This is a genomic window from Pseudomonas sp. WOUb67, from assembly GCF_050058005.1.
GTDB classification, from domain to species: domain Bacteria; phylum Pseudomonadota; class Gammaproteobacteria; order Pseudomonadales; family Pseudomonadaceae; genus Aquipseudomonas; species Aquipseudomonas putida_R.
Map to the genome: position 1 here is coordinate 1945068 of NZ_CP170112.1, position 14727 is coordinate 1959794.

The 14727-nt window shown below is 62.6% G+C and carries 12 protein-coding genes; 4 read left to right on the plus strand and 8 right to left on the minus strand.

The window, feature by feature from the left end; genetic code table 11:
* Positions 1-57 precede the first annotated feature (57 nt).
* Positions 58-780: a pyridoxine 5'-phosphate synthase gene (gene pdxJ / locus ABOC32_RS08765; protein WP_426811582.1), complete on the plus strand. Its 723-nt coding sequence runs from the start codon at positions 58-60 to the stop codon at positions 778-780.
* Positions 781-908: 128 nt separating this feature from the next.
* Here the strand turns inward: pdxJ and ABOC32_RS08770 are convergent, their stop codons facing one another.
* Positions 909-2291 (minus strand): heavy metal sensor histidine kinase, encoded by a 1383-nt coding sequence (locus ABOC32_RS08770; protein WP_426810760.1) that lies wholly within the window; start codon positions 2289-2291, stop codon positions 909-911.
* The gene (locus tag ABOC32_RS08775; RefSeq protein WP_426810761.1) at positions 2288-2962 is read right to left on the minus strand and encodes a heavy metal response regulator transcription factor; all 675 of its coding nucleotides are present in this window, start codon (positions 2960-2962) and stop codon (positions 2288-2290) included. Before ABOC32_RS08775 ends, ABOC32_RS08770 begins: the two co-directional genes overlap by 4 nt.
* A gap of 348 nt (positions 2963-3310) precedes the next feature.
* Here ABOC32_RS08775 and ABOC32_RS08780 point away from each other — a divergent pair, with 348 nt between their 5' ends.
* Complete coding sequence (locus ABOC32_RS08780) at positions 3311-3514, plus strand: hypothetical protein (RefSeq protein WP_426810762.1); 204 nt, start codon at positions 3311-3313, stop codon at positions 3512-3514.
* 69 nt (positions 3515-3583) lie between these two features.
* On the opposite strand, the gene cmoB is transcribed toward ABOC32_RS08780, so the two are convergent.
* Both cmoB and cmoA read right to left on the minus strand, forming a co-directional pair.
* On the minus strand, positions 3584-4540 hold the full coding sequence (gene cmoB / locus ABOC32_RS08785) for a tRNA 5-methoxyuridine(34)/uridine 5-oxyacetic acid(34) synthase CmoB (RefSeq protein ID WP_426810763.1): 957 nt from the start codon (positions 4538-4540) through the stop codon (positions 3584-3586).
* Positions 4537-5280, minus strand: a complete 744-nt coding sequence (gene cmoA, locus ABOC32_RS08790; protein WP_016498182.1) for a carboxy-S-adenosyl-L-methionine synthase CmoA — start codon at positions 5278-5280, stop codon at positions 4537-4539. The genes cmoB and cmoA overlap by 4 nt, the downstream gene beginning before the upstream one ends.
* 214 nt (positions 5281-5494) lie before the next feature.
* Here cmoA and ABOC32_RS08795 point away from each other — a divergent pair, with 214 nt between their 5' ends.
* Together ABOC32_RS08795 and ABOC32_RS08800 are read left to right on the plus strand one after the other, a co-directional pair.
* Positions 5495-6673, plus strand: a complete 1179-nt coding sequence (locus ABOC32_RS08795) for an alpha-xenorhabdolysin family binary toxin subunit A (protein ID WP_426810764.1) — start codon at positions 5495-5497, stop codon at positions 6671-6673.
* Between the two features lies 1 nt (position 6674).
* Complete coding sequence (locus ABOC32_RS08800) at positions 6675-7610, plus strand: alpha-xenorhabdolysin family binary toxin subunit B (RefSeq protein ID WP_426810765.1); 936 nt, start codon at positions 6675-6677, stop codon at positions 7608-7610.
* A gap of 6 nt (positions 7611-7616) precedes the next feature.
* On the opposite strand, the gene ABOC32_RS08805 is transcribed toward ABOC32_RS08800, so the two are convergent.
* From ABOC32_RS08805 to ABOC32_RS08820, 4 genes are all read right to left on the minus strand, one after another.
* Positions 7617-8009 (minus strand): protease inhibitor I42 family protein, encoded by a 393-nt coding sequence (locus ABOC32_RS08805; protein WP_426810766.1) that lies wholly within the window; start codon positions 8007-8009, stop codon positions 7617-7619.
* 167 nt (positions 8010-8176) lie between these two features.
* Complete coding sequence (lon, locus tag ABOC32_RS08810; RefSeq protein ID WP_426810767.1) at positions 8177-10594, minus strand: endopeptidase La; 2418 nt, start codon at positions 10592-10594, stop codon at positions 8177-8179.
* 241 nt (positions 10595-10835) lie between these two features.
* Positions 10836-13247 carry a glucose/quinate/shikimate family membrane-bound PQQ-dependent dehydrogenase gene (locus tag ABOC32_RS08815; RefSeq protein ID WP_234227587.1) on the minus strand — a complete coding sequence of 804 codons (2412 nt, stop codon included), beginning with the start codon at positions 13245-13247 and terminating at the stop codon, positions 10836-10838.
* Between the two features lie 30 nt (positions 13248-13277).
* Positions 13278-14612, minus strand: coding sequence for a carbohydrate porin (locus ABOC32_RS08820; protein WP_426810768.1), 1335 nt, complete (start codon positions 14610-14612; stop codon positions 13278-13280).
* Positions 14613-14727 lie beyond the last annotated feature (115 nt).

Genomic DNA, 14727 nt, shown 5'->3' on the forward strand with positions numbered 1-14727 from the left:
GACGTATGCTGTGGGGCTCAACCTTCAGGAGAGCCTTTCGTGACTCACAGCAACCGCATGCTTCTCGGCGTAAACATCGACCACGTGGCGACCCTGCGCCAGGCCCGGGGCACGCGTTACCCTGACCCGGTCAAGGCGGCCCTGGACGCCGAGGAAGCGGGCGCCGATGGCATCACCGTGCACCTGCGCGAAGACCGTCGGCACATCCAGGAACGCGACGTGGTGCTGCTCAAGGATGTGCTGCAGACGCGCATGAACTTCGAAATGGGCGTCACCGAAGAGATGATGGCCTTTGCCGAGAAAATCCGCCCGGCGCACATCTGCCTCGTACCTGAAACCCGTCAGGAACTGACTACCGAGGGTGGCCTGGACGTAGCGGGGCAGGAGGCACGGATCAAGGCGGCAGTGGAGCGACTGGCTCGCACCGGCGCCGAAGTGTCGCTGTTCATCGATGCTGACGACCGCCAGATCGAAGCCTCGCGCCGGGTGGGTGCGCCAGCCATCGAGCTGCACACCGGGCGTTATGCCGATGCCGAAACCCCGACCGAAGTGGCCGAGGAGTTGCAGCGTATTGTTGATGGCGTGGCGTTTGGCGTGGGGCAGGGGCTGATCGTCAATGCCGGGCACGGGCTGCATTATCACAACGTCGAAGCGGTGGCGGCGATCAAAGGCATCAATGAGCTGAACATTGGCCATGCGCTGGTGGCGCATGCCTTGTTTGTAGGCTTCAAGGCTGCTGTGGCCGAGATGAAGGCACTGATCGTGGCGGCTTCGCGCTGATTGGTTGGTTGCCTGTTCTGGCCCTTTCGCGGGTAAACCCGCTCCCACAGGGATTGTGCAAGCCTCAAGGCCTGTGAAGTCCCTGTGGGAGCGGGTTTACCCGCGAAGAGGCCGGGTCAGGCTGCCAACTACTCGGCATGAAACACCAGGGTGAAGCGGGTAGGCCCCAGGGGGCTGCTGTTCACTTCGACCCGCCCACCATGCAGTTGCATGATCGACTTCACGATCGACAACCCCAACCCGGTCCCGCCCTCAAGCCGCGAGCGCCCCGAGCCCACCCGGTAAAACCGCTCGAACAGGCGCGACTGGTGTTCTGTTGCAATGCCAGGCCCCTGGTTCTCCACCGACAGCCGTACTTCGCTGCCTGCACGTTCAATCCTCAGATCAACGCGCTCACCCTCAGGGCTGTGCCGTATGGCATTGCTCAACAGGTTCGACACTGCCCGCTGAAACATCAGCCGGTCACCCAGTGCCGTCCCCCAGCCCTGCACACGCAGCTCAACCGCTTTCAGCTCGGCACTGAAGGCAAACAGCTCGACAACCCGCGCTGCTTCGTCTGCCAGCGCCAAGGGTTTCAATGCAACCTGCGTTTGCGGCTGGCTGACCTGGGCGAGAAACAGCATGTCATTGATGATGCGGTTGAGCCGGGTCAGCTCCTCGATACTGTCCTCCAGCACTTCCCGGTAGTTGGCGTTGTCCCGCTCACGGGCCAGGGTCACCTGCGCCTTGCCCATCAGGTTGCTCAAGGGGGTGCGCAGTTCATGGGCCAGATCGTCGGAGAACTGCGACAACTGGCTCACACCCTGATCGAGGCGGTCAAGCATCACGTTGATGCTGCTGGCCAGTTCCGCCAGTTCCTGCGGCAGGCCGGTAGCCGGCAGGCGGTGTTGCAGGTCCTGGGCCGACACTTGCCCGGCAATGCGCCGGAAGCGCCGCAGTGGTTTCAGGCCGCGCTGCATCAGCCACCAGGCGCCTGCGCCAATCAATACCAGCAGCAGCGGCAAGGCGAGCAAGGTGGAATGCAGGTAGGCCTGCAGCAGGGCGTTGTCGTCGGCGCGGTTGAGCGACATCATCACCTTCACCGGCGTGTTGTCGCGCAGGCGCATCAGCCGGGTCACCGTGAGGAGCTGGTTGCCGCTGCTGTCGCGCCATGCATGAAAGGCCAGGCGGGCATCGGTGTGCAACTCGCTCACCCGCGACTCCAGGGCCGGGCCGAGGCTGAGCAGGTGCGGGTGGCGGCCGTCCAGAGCCAGTACGCTGAGGCTGAGGTTGTCATGCCCCATCACCAGGTCGAGCAGTGGATGGGCGCGGCTGCCCAGGTCCTCGCTGCGCAGATCGACACGCAGGTTGTGCTCGACCTGCAGCATCTTGCGCGCCAGGTCCTTGCGGGCGCGGCTGTCCAGTTCATGATCCAGGGCGAACACGGCCAGGCAGGCCAGCAGCAGCACCAGTGCGGCGCCCATCAGTGTCACGCTCAGGCCCAGGCGCAGCGACAGGCTGGCGTTTTTCAAACGCGGGCCTCCAGTACATAGCCTACGCCGCGCAGGGTATGGATCAGCTTGTTCTCGAACGGGTCGTCGATCTTCGCCCGCAGGCGACGGATCGACACCTCGACCACGTTGGTGTCGCAGTCGAAATTCATGTCCCATACCAACGAGATGATCTGAGTGCGCGAAAGCACTTCACCGCTCTGGCGCATCAGCAGGTGCAGCAGGGCGAACTCCTTGGCGGTCAGGTCGATACGCTGCCCGGCGCGGTAGGCGCGGTGGCGGCCAGGGTCCAGTTCCAGGTCGGCGACGCGCAGGGTACTGGGTTGCAGTTGCTGGTCGTTGCGGCGTAGCAGGCTGCGGATGCGGGCCAGCAGCTCAGGGAACTCGAAGGGCTTGAGCAGGTAGTCGTCGGCGCCCAGGTCCAGGCCTTTGACCCGGTCGGCCAGGCGGCCGTGGGCGGTCAGCATCATGATGCGCGTGGCCGACTCGGCGCGCAGCCGCTGCAGCACGGTCCAGCCATCGAGTTCTGGCAGGTTGACGTCGAGGATGACCAGGTCGTAAGGCTGCTGGCGGGCCAGGTGCAGGCCGTCGGTGCCGGTGTGGGCACAGTCGACCACGTAGCCGTTTTCGCGCAGGCCCTGTTGCAGGTAATCGGCGGTACGCAGTTCGTCCTCGATGATCAGTAGGCGCATGGGGAGCTCGGTGTGATGAAAAGGGGCGATTCTCGACCCTGTAGTGACATCAGGGTCAAGCAGCCGAATGTTACGGCATGCATAGGGGGCTGCGGCGCAGATAACGGATTTGTAATCCTGGTGTTATCTGGCTGTCTGTCAGGGCCCTTTCGCGGGTAAACCCGCTCCCACAGCTACAACGCAGCGTTGAGATTTGTGCGCATCCTGTAGGAGCAGCCTTGTGCTGCGAAGGGGCCCGAACAGGCAACACAAGGCCACATTGCAGGACTGTAATCCCCGCCTCACCTTGCCGTTAGCTAGCCTTCGCTAGGATGGCCCTGTCTGATCGGTTATCACGAGGCAACCACGATGAACCTGACCAAATACCTGCTGTTGGCCACCCTTGCCCTGGGCAGTGCCGGTGTTTATGCCGAGGGCGGTGCGGAGCGCTCGAAGCAGTTCTGGCAAGCGTTCCGCGAAGACCAGCAGCGCCTGCACGGCGACAAGCAACAGGCCGTTGCAGAGCGTGAGCGCAAAGCGCAAGAGAGGGCCCGCGAGGTGGCCAAGGACTGATGTAACAGCACCTGCGACGCGACAGCTCCTCGCCGCAGGTGTATTCAGGCGCCCAATCGGGCGCCTTTTTTATTTGCGCGCCAGCAGGGTGGCGCGGCGTGGGGCAGGCAAGCCTTCGATGGTCTTGCTGTGGTCGTTCGGGTCGAGGAAGTCGCCCAGCGACTGGTAGCGCATCCACTCGGTGCTGCGCTGCTCCTCGACGCTGGTCACGCTCACATCGACGCAACGCACATCGCTGAAGCCGGCACGGCGCAACCAGCGCGCCAGGGCCGGTACCGACGGCAGGTACCAGACGTTGCGCATCTGTGCGTAGCGGTCCTCAGGTACCAGCACCTGGTTTTCGTCGCCCTCGATCACCAGGGTTTCCAATACCAGTTCGCCTCCTTTTACCAGGCAGTCCTTGAGCGCCAGCAGGTGCTCGATGGGGGAGCGACGGTGATAGAACACGCCCATGGAAAAAACGGTATCGAAGCCTTCCAGGTTGGCAGGCAGCTCTTCCAGGGCGAAGGGCAGGTGCCAGGCCGGCAGCTCCGGCAGGTATTGCTGCACGGCCTGGAACTGGCAGAAGAACAGCCAGTTGGGGTCGACACCGATCACCATGTCGGCGCCGGCGCCGAGCATGCGCCACTGGTAGTAGCCGTTACCACAGCCGACGTCGAGCACGCGTTTGCCCTTGAGGTCCAGGTGCGGGCCTACCCGCGACCATTTCCAGTCCGAATGCCATTCGGTGTCCACGTGCACGCCAAACAGATCGAACGGCCCTTTTCGCCAGGGCGACAGGCCCATCAGTGCCTGGCGCATCTGCGCGCGGGTAGCGTCGTCGCAGTCGCAGTCCAGGCGCAACCCGTTGACCAGGTCGATTTCACTGGGTTGCAGGGCAGGCAGGGCGTCGAGCGCACCGCGCCAGCGGTCGAGGTCGCCGTGGCCTTTCTCCAGCTTGGCTTCCAGTTGCGCTTGCAGGCCTTGCGACCAGGAAGCCAGGGGCGTGCCCGCCAGGCGGCGGACGAGGGGGGACAGATCGATCATGGCAGGGCTATCAACGAGGCGAAGTTAAGGCATTGGAACCAGGGCACCACTTTGGAGAAGCCGGCGGCGCGCAGGCGTTCCTGATGGGCTTCGAGCGTATCGGGGCGCATCACGTTTTCGATGGCGCTGCGCTTCTGGGCGATTTCCAGTTCGCTGTAGCCATTGGCGCGTTTGAAGTCCAGGTGCAGTTCATTGAGCAGGTCCTGCGCTTGCTCATCGGCGAAGCGCAGCTTCTCCGAAAGGATCAACGCGCCACCGGGCAGCAATGCCTGGCGGATGCGCCCGAGCAGTTCCAGGCGCTGGTCGGGGGCGATGAACTGCAGGGTGAAGTTCATTGCCACTACCGAGGCGGGCTCGAAGGGCAGGGCGAGGATATCGGCTTCCAGCACGTCCACCGGCAGCAGCTCCTGGAACATCGAGTCCTGGGCGGTGAGGTACTGGCGGCAGCGCTCGACCATGGCGGCGGAATTGTCCACCGCGATCACCCGGCAGCCGTCGCTGCGCACATGGCGACGAAGTGATTGGGTGACTGCACCCAGCGAGGCCCCCAGGTCGTACAGCGCGGTGTGCGGCTGGGCGAAACGGGCTGCCAGCACGCCGAGGTTTTCGACGATGGTTGGGTAACCGGGCACCGAGCGCTTGATCATGTCCGGGAACACGCGCACCACGTCTTCGTTGAAAACGAAGTCGGGGACCTGCTCCAGGGGTTGGGAGAAAAGGCGGTCGGGTTGTTTGCTCACGGCAGGCTCGATACAGGGTGAAACGGGGGCGCATTTTATCCAATGGCCGCGCATCTTGCCATGGCAATGCTTCAGGGTCGGAGCGTTCAGGCGGGCAGCGTTGAACTTTCCCACAGTGTTTAGTTATCCAGGCGAATGTATTCGGTGTGGCGCACATGGACACTTCAACGGCCTTTTAATTTATTGGGTTCATGGTTGAAAGATGAAGATTGCAATGGAGCAGGAAGAACGAACGGTAGAAGAACTGGACCTGGTGTCCAAAGTGAAAATGCTGCCAGAGCGGTATTTTTCATTCATTGAAAGCCGGCTGGACGGCGGCCAGCAAATTGGCAGTTTGCTGACGGCTGATAACTTGAAAGCCATCAAACGGTACGTCAGTACCGTCAATCAGTTACCCCGAACGCAGGTGGAAATCGAGCGGGAAGTTGATTATGCCGCGCTGGGTATCGAGGCATCGATGGTCAACGACCTTTATGTGGCGCTGCACCGGCATGCCTATGAATGGGACATACTGGAACGCAGCATAAAGCAGTTGGGGCCGGAAATTGAGTTGTTCGCCGAAAGCCTGGTGCAGCGTGGCGGTAGCCTGTTGGAGAACCTTGAAAGCAGTGACGTTTTCATGGCGATAAAGAAACGCAAGGCCGAGCAGGGCGACGATGTCTACACCGCGCAGTTGAGCGAAGAAGAGCAAGCGCAGATCGCCAGTGTGCTGGCAATCGGCATTTCCGAACTGGTCAGGGAGATTGAAGGCACCCGGCGCCGTATCGATGACGTCGACGCCCGCGCGAACTGGTTCAACAATGAAATCAAGCGTGAGCTCAAACCGCGCATGGGACGCCTGTTGAAGCACTTCGAAGAGAAGGTCTCCCACGAGGACACGCTGGAAAAACGCAGGCAGCTCGATGCGTGGGACGAGCAGATCGACCAGTTGAAGTCCGAATATGACGCCAATGTGGGTTACGCGTTCACCGGTATCTTGCTGGGGCCGATTGGCCTGGTGATAACCGGCGGCGTGTTCGGCCACAAGGCAGAAAACATCAGGGCCGCGAAGAATGTGCTGATTGAAAGGCGCGACGAGCTGGCGTGTGCGTTGGGCAAGCTGGCGCCAGCCCTGAACGATTTCGAGCGCGTCTCGACCCTGGTCAGAGACCTGCAGTTCAGGTGCAAGGACCTCTCGGCGGCGACCAAACGGTTGGCTGATGTGTGGTTATTCCTCGCCTCGTATGCCAATAACTCTGTGAATGAAGCCAAAGAGCTCAGCACGATCTCCCAGCTTGAATCCTTTGTGCATGATTTTTCAGAGGTTATCAAACCGTGGACAAAGATTGGCAGTATCTGCCACGTGCTGTCCGAGTTGTTCAATGAGCTGATTGAAGAGTATGAGGAAGCCTGATATGGATGTTGCCAATATTCAAACCGTCACCCCCGATTTCGTACAGATGCAAAAAGTGCAGGAGCACATATTCCAGCTCATGGAACGCTGGGAGATGAAAGTGCTGCCAGCTGCACGCGAACAGCTGGAGGAACTGCGCACGCTGTTGCTGGCTGTCGAGCGTGCGTTCAAGGAGAGCCTGATAGGCGGTATTACATTGCTGGACGAGCGGGACTTCATTCCGGGCAAGGAAGAAACCGATACGCACCACCGGCTTGCCAGTGTATTGGACCGCTTGAGCCAGCATCATGCGCACCTGGCCAGGAAAAACCTGCGGCTGGAGCTGTTTTCGCTATCGGCCCTCGTCGACTCAATGGCAGCGTTGGCTACCCGAACGGCTGATCTTCAGGTACAGGCGGTCGGCTTCGATCAACGGCTGGAGCAGCTGCAACAACAACGGGCAGATATCGTCCAGGCGATCGAGGTGTTCGAGAGGCCTTCGGTTGCCAGTGCGCTGAAGGGCCTCATCCCGAGCGATGACGAAATTGATCAGATCATGGGGTTGATCACCGACCCGAAACTCGACGCCGGCTTGCTCAAGGCGGTGACGCAAAAGCTCGCCAGCCACGCTGATGCGCTGGATGGGGCCAAGACATTCAGCGACCTGGGCAAAGCCCGCGCCCGCCTTGATACAAAAATCGAGGACGCACTGGGCGACCAGCGGCAGGTGCAGCGAACCTTGCGAGCGGCGCAGGATGAACTGGAGGCAGTGAAGGCCTTGTCGGGCCTTGTGCCACTCAAGAATGAGTGGCTACACGAACTTCGCAAGGTGGAGCTGGAGTGGCTGGCCCAGGCCAAGCCACTCAATGCAGCGATGGACCTGGACGCCGCCACGGTCGCACTGAAGGGCCTTTGCGAATACCTGGAGGTGGTGCAGCTGATGTATGACCGCAGTTGATCGCCCTCAACGGACGATAACCTTGCAATCGAAGGTTTGCACCGGGGCGATGTCTGCGGCCCATGGCTGCTGGTAGACCAGTACCAGTTTGGCATCCCCGGTGTTGCTGGCTTGGAAGCGCCAGGTGGAGACACCGGCGCTGCCAACTACGTCCTCTTCTTCGGGGGCGCTATAGACCTCCGGGCCGAGGCTACGCAGCACGCTCGACGCAGAATTTTCGACACGCCAGCGATAGCCAGTGGACGGGTTGCTGGGCAGGCTCAGGGTCAGTGCCTGGCCTACCTGAAGCCGCGTTGGGCATTCACTTTCGGCGTCCAGTTCGACGGGCTGTGTGGGTTGTTGCGCGCAGGCAGAAAGCAGGGCAAAGCTCAGGGGAACGAGCAGACGAGGGGCGGTCATGTTGGCTCCGGAGGCTGGCGATGCCTGAGGATAACCGATGCTGGTGAGATTTTGTGTTGTCAGTACCGGCCTCTTCGCGGCTAAAGCCGCTCCCACAGGTACAGCGTTGGCCGAAGCTGGCGCAGTCCCTGTGGGAGCGGCTTTAGCCGCGAAGAGGCCGGTGCAGGCTAGAACAGCACCTTGGCGACGTCGGCAAAGCGCTTGGCGAAATGCACTGTCAGGCCTTCGCGCAGGTAGTCCGGCAGTTCTTCGAAGTCGCCGCGGTTGGGCTCCGGCAGGATCAACTCAAAGATCTTCTGCCGGCGCGCCGCGATCACCTTCTCGCGCACACCGCCAATCGGCAGCACCTGGCCGGTGAGGGTCAGCTCGCCAGTCATGGCCACGCCTTTCTTCGGTGCCTGGTCGCGGGCGAGCGACAGCAGGGCACTGGCCATGGTGACGCCGGCGCTCGGGCCGTCCTTGGGCGTGGCGCCTTCGGGAACGTGCAGGTGGATGAACGCTTCGTTGAAGAAGCCAGGGTCACCGCCAAACTGCTTGAGGTTGGAGCTGACGTAGCTGTAGGCAATTTCGGCCGACTCCTTCATCACGTCACCCAGCTTGCCGGTCAGCTTGAAGCCGCGGTTGAGGGTGTGGATGCGGGTTGCCTCGATCGGCAACGTGGCGCCGCCCATGCTGGTCCAGGCCAGGCCGGTGATCACGCCTTTGCCCGCCAGTACCTGCTCACTGCGGAACACCGGCATGCCAAGTGCGGCTTCCAGGTCCTTGGTGCCGATTTTCAGCTTGGCTTCGGGGTTTTCCAGCAGCTTGACCACGGCCTTGCGCACCAGCTTGCCCAGTTGCTTCTCCAGCTGGCGCACGCCTGCCTCGCGGGCATAGCCTTCGATCACCAGGCGCAGGGCGCTGTCGCTGATGCTCAGGCTCGTCTTTGAAACGCCAGCTTTTTCCAGTTGTTTGGGCCACAAGTGGCGCTTGGCGATGGCCAGCTTTTCCTCGGTGATATAGCCGGACAGGCGGATCACTTCCATACGGTCGAGCAACGGCCCGGGGATCGAGTCGAGGGTGTTGGCGGTGCACACGAACAGCACCTTGGACAGGTCCAGGCGCAGGTCGAGGTAGTGGTCGAGGAAGTCGACGTTCTGCTCCGGGTCGAGGGTTTCCAGCAAGGCGGAAGCCGGGTCGCCCTGGTAGCTCTGGCCCATCTTGTCGATCTCGTCGAGCATGATGACCGGGTTCATCACTTCGACATCTTTCAGGGCCTGTACCAGCTTGCCGGGCTGGGCGCCGATGTAGGTGCGGCGGTGGCCCTTGATTTCGGCCTCGTCACGCATGCCGCCGACGCTGAAACGATAGAACGGCCGGCCAAGCGACTCGGCGATGGACTTGCCGATGCTGGTCTTGCCCACCCCGGGCGGGCCCACCAGCAGTACGATCGAGCCGCTGATTTCGCCTTTCCAGGCGCCCACGGCAAGGAATTCGAGGATGCGTTCCTTGATGTCGTCGAGCCCGGAATGGTACTGGTCGAGGACTTTGCGCGCATGCTTGAGGTCGAGCTTGTCCTTGCCGTATACGCCCCACGGCAAGGCGGTGGCCCAGTCGAGGTAGTTGCGGGTGACGGCGTACTCGGGCGAGCCGGTTTCGAGAATGGCCAGTTTGCCCATCTCTTCATCGAGGCGCTTGCGTGCCTGGGGCGGCAAAGTCTTGCCTTCCAGGCGCTGTTCGAACTGTTCAAGGTCGGCGCTGCGGTCGTCCTTGGTCAGGCCTAGCTCCTGCTGGATGACCTTGAGTTGCTCCTTGAGGAAGAACTCGCGCTGGTGTTCGCCGATCTGCCGGTTCACCTCGGCCGAGATCTCGTTCTGCAGGCGCGCGACCTCTACCTCTTTGCGCAGCATCGGCAGGACCTTTTCCATGCGTTTGAGCATGGGCACGCAGTCGAGCACTTCCTGCAACTGGTTGCCGGTGGCCGAGGTCAGCGCGGCAGCGAAATCGGAGAGCGGTGACGGGTCGTTGGGGCTGAAGCGGTTGAGGTAGTTCTTCAGCTCTTCGCTGTACAGCGGGTTGAGCGGCAGCAGTTCCTTGATCGCGTTGATCAGTGCCATGCCGTAGGCCTTGACCTCGTCGGTCGGCTCGGCGGACTGGCGCGGGTATTCGACTTCGACCAGGTAGGGCGGGCGGTGGTGCTTGAGCCAGTTGCGAATGCGTACCCGGGTCAGGCCCTGGGCGACGAACTGCAGTTTGCCGTTCTCACGGCTGGCATGGTGCACCTTGACCAGCGTGCCGTACTGCGGCAGGGCCGAGGTGTCGAAATGGCGGTGGTCTTCTGGCGGGGTGTCCATGAAGAACAGTGCCAGGCAGTGGTCGGGGGACTTGGCCACCAGGTCGAGGGTTTCGGCCCAAGGTTCTTCATTGACGATGACCGGCAGTACCTGGGCCGGGAAGAACGGGCGGTTGTGGATCGGGATCACGTAGACCTTGTCCGGCAGCTGCTGGCCGGGCAGGGCGAGGGCGTGGCCGGTTTCGGCCTGGGTGGTGTGTTCGACTTCGCTGTGTTCGTCGGGGTGTTCCGGGAAATCCTGCTGGTCGCTCATGGGGCACCTGCGTGAATGGCTATGGTGCTTAGATGGGGCGCAGGGGAATGGGTTTCAATGGTAGATGAAAGCAGCAGGCAGGGCTTTCATCTTTGCTTGCCTGTACCGGCCTCATCGCCGGCAAGCCAGCTCCCACAGGTACACCACAGCTTTCAAGGCCTGTGGTGTACCTGTGGGAGCTGGCTTGCCGGCGATGAGGCCGGTACAGGTGGATGAGCCCCTGAGGAGGGGCTCGGTCGCTTTATTCCGCGAGTTTGTAAGCGATGATGTAATCGCCCATCTTGGTGCCCAGCGAGCCATGGCCGCCAGCGGTCACCAGTACATACTGCTTGCCATCCTTGCCGGTGTAGCTCATCGGCGTGGCCTGGCCCCCCGCTGGCAGGCGGGCACTCCACAGTTCCTTGCCGTTGTTCACGTCATAGGCGCGCAGGTACTGGTCGAGGGTGCCGCTGAGGAAGCCGACGCCGCCTGCGGTAACGATCGAACCGCCCATGCTCGGCACGCCAACCGGCAGGCCGATCGGTACCGGGGTGCTGTCGCGGGTGGTGCCGTTCTTGTGCTTCCACACCACCTTGTTGGTGAACAGGTCGATGGCGGCGACATAGCCCCAGGCCGGGGCCTGGCACGGCACGCCCAGCGGCGACATGAACGGGTGCATGGTCACCGCGTATGGCGCGCCGGTATTGGGCTGCACGCCGCTGGTCTCGCTTTCGCGCTTGCTGCCTTCGGCCACCTGCTCGCGCGGCACCATCTTCGACACGAAGGCCATGTAGTTGGGCGAGGTGAACAGCAGTTGGCGCACCGGGTCTACCGACACGCTGCCCCAGTTGAATACACCCACGTTGCCCGGGTAGATCAGCGAGCCCTGCTCGGATGGCGGTGTGTACTGGCCTTCGTAGCGCAGCTCGCGGAACTGGATGCGGCACAGCATCTGGTCGAACGGCGTGGCGCCCCACATGGCCTGTTCGGTCAGCTCAGGGCCGAGCAGGTTGAGGTCGGAGCGGGCCTGGGTCGGCGAAGTGTGGTCGCCCTTCACAGCGCCTTGCGGGGTGGGGATTTCGCGGATCGGCACGATCGGCGTACCGTCGCGGCGGTCGAGCACGTACAGGCTGCCTTGCTTGGTCGGCACGATGATCGCAGGTTTCACGCCATCGTCAGTCTTCAGGTGCACCAGGGTCGGCTGGCTGCCGACGTCCATGTCCCACAGGTCGTGGTGGGTGAACTGGTAGTTCCAGCGGGCCTTGCCGGTAGCCAGGTCCAGGGCGACCACGCCGGCGCTGTACTTCTCGGCGCCTGGGGTGCGGTCGGCGCCCCACTGGTCCGGGGTCTGGTTGCCCAGCGGCAGGTAGACCATGCCCAGGTCTTCGTCGACGCTGGCGATCGACCACATGTTGGCCGAGTTGCGGCTGTACATCTTGCCTGGGGCCAACGGCTTGGTGTCTTCCGGGTTGTTGCTGTCCCAGTTCCACACCAGGTGGCCGTCATGCACGTCGTAGGCGCGGATCACGCCCGACGGCTCGTTGGTCGACTCGTTGTCGGTGACGTGGCCACCGATGATCACCAGGTCACGGGTGACGGCGGCAGGCGAGGTGGAGTAGTAGCCGCCGGCGGTGAATGGGCCGATGCCGGTGGTGAGGTCGATCACGCCCTGGTTGGCGAAGCCTTCGCACACCTTGCCGTTGTCGGCGTTGATGGCAATCAGGCGGGCATCTGCGGTAGGCAGGTACAGGCGGCGCGGGCAGGCCTGGGCCACGGCCTGGCCGGCGTCGGTGATTTTCGGCGCCGGGCTGCCGTCGCGGCTGACATAGCGGTTTTCGTCATAGTACGAAACGCCGCGGCAGGTCATGTGGGCAAAGCCTTTGAAGGTGCCGACCGGGCTCTTGACCTGCGGGTCGTAGCGCCAGATTTCCGCGCCGGTGTCCGGGTCCAGGGCCAGCACGCGGCTGTGCGCGGTGCAGGCGTAGAGCATGCCGTTGACCTTCAGCGGGGTGTTCTGGTTGGTCAGCTCCACCGGGTCGTTTTCGGTCGGCAGGTCACCGGTGCGGATACGCCAGGCTTCTTCCAGGCGGTAGGCATTCTGCGGGGTGATCTGGCGCAGCGGGGAATAGCGGTCGCCATGCTCGGTGCGGCCATAGGCCTGCCATTCGCCGTCAGGCATGGCCGGGGCGGCGCTGGCCATTTCGCTGCTTTCGCGGCCCAGTTCGCCGAACACTTCGCCCGGGTGGGTGAACTGGCTGCCCAGGGCACAGGCGCCCGAAGCCACCACGGCAACGCCGAGCAGTGCCGTGTTGGCTTTGCTGGCCGGGCCGATCAGCGGGCGACGTGCCCACGGCAGCAGCAACACCACGCCGATGGCAAACCAGATGGCCAGGCGTGGCACCAGTTGCCACCAGTCCAGGCCTACTTCAAGCAAGGCCCATACGGTGCTGCCCAGCAGTACCAGGCCGTACAGGCCAAGGGCAATGCGGCGCTGGGCCAGCAGCAGGATGCCCGACAGGGCAAAGCCGATACCGGCGATCAGGTAGTACAGCGATCCGCCGAGTTGGCTCAGCTTGATACCGCCGGCCAGCAGGGCCAGGCCCATCAGCAACAGCAGCGCGCCGATCAGGCGAGGTAGCCAGCGGCTTCCTTGGTTGGCACCTTCAGTGCTCATCGTAGGTTCTCCGTCAGGTCAAAAAGGGGGTTAGAAACTGCTCTGGATCTTCAGGCCGCCGACCAGGGCGCCATCCAACTGCGACACCCCGCCCGGGTGGCGGATGTACTGCAGGTTGGGGCGCACCGTGAGCCAGTCGGCCAAATGGATGCCGTAGTACAGCTCGGCGCTGTACTCGGTGTCCTGCACGGGCATGAAACCGGGGTTGTCGTAGTCGTAGAGGCCGGCGGCCTGGTTGGCCAGGCGGGCGTTCTTGCGGTACGCAGGGTTGACGTGCACGCGGGCGAGGGCGAAACCGATGTCGTCCTTGGCGCGGGCGTCGAAAGGCCCTTTGTATACCAGCCCTGCCTGTACATAGTTGTCGATGGCATTGGTCTTCTTGTCATGCACCGTGGCGTTGGCGAACAGGCTCAGGCCACGCGACTGGTCGGAGGCCAGCGAAGTTACCTGCTGCTGGGCGCCGAGCCACATGCCGTGCTTGCTCGAACTGCTGCGGTAGGCGGCGCCGCTGAGGGCGGCCGGCTGGCCGTTGCTGTCCTTGAGAACATCCTGTGCCTTGGCATTACTGTAGTAGTAGCCGGCGCGATATTCCCCTTTCAGGCCTTGGATACGTGGGGTCCATACCAGTTCGATCGGCATTACCGCGCCCTGGGTGCCGCTGCCGCTGAGCTTGAAGCCGTTGCCCGATTCCAGGTTGGAGGGGTTCTGCTCGAACACACCGACCTGGGCATAGAGTTCATCATCGAGGTTGTAGCGCACGCGCAGGGCCCACTGGCTGACCGGCCAGTTGTACCAGATGCCACCTACCCAGTTGCCCACCTGCGAGCCGCAGAAGGCCAGGTTCTGGAAGTCGCAAGGGAAGCTGTTGAAGTCCTCGCCTTCGCCGAAGCGGCCGAATTTCACGTCCAGCGCGCCATCGAAGTACTTCTGCTTGATCCACATCTGCGTCAGCCGCCAGGTTTCGCCACGGCCCCAGACTTCCTGGGCCGAGGTGAAGCCACCCACGCGTGGGTCGTTGATGCGGTCATTGCTGATGTTGTCGCCGTGGCGCTCGGTGATGGTCAGCTGAAATTCGGTGTCGTGCCAGCCGAGGATCTTGTCCAGGTCCAGGTGGCTGCCAAAGGTGAACTGGTCGCTGTAGCGCGCGGTACGGTCGTGGTCGTAGCCGCCGTGCAGGTTGCTGCCCATCTCTCCGGTGTAGCCGAGGGTGAAGTCGTAGCCTTTTTCCAGCAATTCGCTGCGGGTGCCGCCCCAGTCGCCGAGCATCCATGGGGAGTCGCTGGCGAACATTTCGCTGGCGCTGGCGGGTGTCGCCAAGGCGCTGAGGGCAAGGCCGATGTAACAGGTTTTGGGCAGTTGGAGCATGAGATAGCGCTATCTTTTGATTATTGAAAAAAACGGCAAGCGCATCGAAGGGCGGGCCTTCAATGGATATGGCGACAAGATGGTTTCAGTGAAGCGATTCAGCTTCAGGCGGGGA